This window comes from Bifidobacterium miconis, assembly GCF_019331735.1.
GTDB classification, from domain to species: domain Bacteria; phylum Actinomycetota; class Actinomycetes; order Actinomycetales; family Bifidobacteriaceae; genus Bifidobacterium; species Bifidobacterium miconis.
This window is the reverse complement of sequence record NZ_JAHBBH010000087.1, coordinates 1-1,156: the sequence shown is the minus strand read 5'-3', so window position 1 is coordinate 1,156 and position 1,156 is coordinate 1. Positions and strand designations below refer to the sequence as shown.

At 65.0% G+C, this 1,156-nt stretch carries 1 protein-coding gene; it reads left to right on the top strand.

The features are described 5' to 3' along the window. Nucleotides 1-1,156: DUF5695 domain-containing protein (locus tag KIH79_RS12710; protein WP_219059717.1), on the top strand; the 1,156-nt coding region annotated here is incomplete at both ends.

Here is a 1,156-nt window from a genome sequence, read left to right as displayed (position 1 = left end):
GTTTCACGTGAAACGTTCTTCGGCATCGAGCCGCCCGAAACCATCTATCGCAAGCAGAACGCGTTCGTCGCGCGCAACCAGTGGGAAACCGACCCGGCCGACCCGTGCTATCACGGCCTGCTCATGTGGGATCTGACCAACCGTCGCCGCATCAACGCGACGTTCAACCCCGACCTGCCGAGCTGGATGGCCGGCGGCAGCGACGAAATCGGCCTCGTCTCCGGACTCATGCTCTCCGAATGGAACGTCTACCGGCCGAACGAGGAGCAGCTGCGCGTGCTCGACGGCTACTGCCGCGACTTCATCGAACAACGGCTTACCGAACAGCCCGGATACAAGGTGCACCGCATGGTGCCGTGGTTCACAATGTTCGAACCGTGGGCCGGCCGCGGCGCCGACGACGTGTGGCGCGCGTTCAACTACGTGCACGTCGCCAACACGTTCCTCAACATGTACCGCATCGCCAAGCGCTACCGCGCCGAATACCCGTGGCTCAACGAACCGACATACTGGCTCGAACGCGCCGCACGCTACTTCGCCGCCATGTTCGACTACTGGATGTTCCCCGACGGCGAAGGCGCGGACCACTACGCCAACATGGGCGAAAGCGTGCTCGCCATGCACCTGGCGGATGCATTGCGCGCCGAAGGACTTAACGAGGAGGCGACCCGCGTGCGGGGGCTCGTCGAGAAAAAGGCATGGTACTTCGCCGGCAAGGACTATCCGTACGGCTCCGAAATGGCCTACGACTCCACCGCGTACGAAGCCGTGTACGGCTACGGCGCGGCCATCGGCGACGAACGCGTCATGGCATCGTCCATGCGCGTCGCGCTCGCCAACCGCGGCCGCCAGCCCGACTGGGCGCTCGGCATGACCGACCTGCGCGGCTGCGGCGACAGCGGCTGGAACGTCAGCTACATGACCCAGCTCGGCGCGTGGACGATCTATGATTGGGCGCTCGAACGCAGGCACTACGATCCCGACCTGCTGCGATCGTTCGCCGCATCGTACCTTGCCGGCTTCTCGATCTACAATTCCGGCGGCTACCTGAGCGACGATCCTGCAAACGATGGCGCCTCCGCATGGATCCACGTCGCGGAAACCGGCGAACTCACCGGCACTCGGCCCGGCCGGCCGGACGGCAGCGGCTCCAAGC